Here is a 610-nt window from a genome sequence, read left to right as displayed (position 1 = left end):
TCCAGTCCACGACGGCGAGCGTACCCAGCTCCACTCGGCACTCAGCCTGGGTGAAAACGATGGAAGAACGGTGACAGATTCCTTGAAGCGGTCAGGACACGCCAAACCGCCAGCTCGGACACCACCAGCCGGTGACAGATAGCCCGGAAGTCACGCAGGCAGATTCCGGAACGCATCACCGGCCGCCGAAATAACGCAGAAAATTTCCCACCGCATTTCGCTCATTCCGGGCATCGGTCGGCGGACACTCCCCCTGCCGAGCGATCGCGCTGTCCTCGATAGATTGCGCGCGTGCATGTTGGTTCACCATCGGAGAGGCCGGATGGGGGCTGGTCCGTTGGCGTCCACGACGCCATCCCCTCCGAGTTGGTCCGGGCATTCGACCCCGACCAGCCGTATGTCGTGATCGAAGGGCACTCCCCGATCGATCCCGGCTGGCATGCCCACCCAGTTGCGCTGACCGATAACCCCATGTCGATACGAACAAGGACCGTCCAGGGTGTCCGCTTCGACCTATGCCTCAGCCCACAGGAAGCCATCGATGCAGGGCCCGAGCTGGACCAGAGCGACCAGGGCTGGCTCTATGCGTGGCAGGTTCCCCGCAAACCCC

Annotated in this window: 1 protein-coding gene; it reads left to right on the top strand. The window is 63.1% G+C overall.

The genetic code is table 11. The features are described 5' to 3' along the window. Positions 1-291: 291 nt before the first annotated feature. Positions 292-610: hypothetical protein (locus tag K7711_RS47065; RefSeq protein WP_222979690.1), on the top strand; the 319-nt coding region annotated here is incomplete at its 3' end.

The organism is Nocardia coffeae, from assembly GCF_019890715.1.
GTDB classification, from domain to species: Bacteria; Actinomycetota; Actinomycetes; order Mycobacteriales; family Mycobacteriaceae; genus Nocardia; species Nocardia jiangxiensis.
This window is presented reverse-complemented; position numbering and strand designations above follow the sequence as displayed.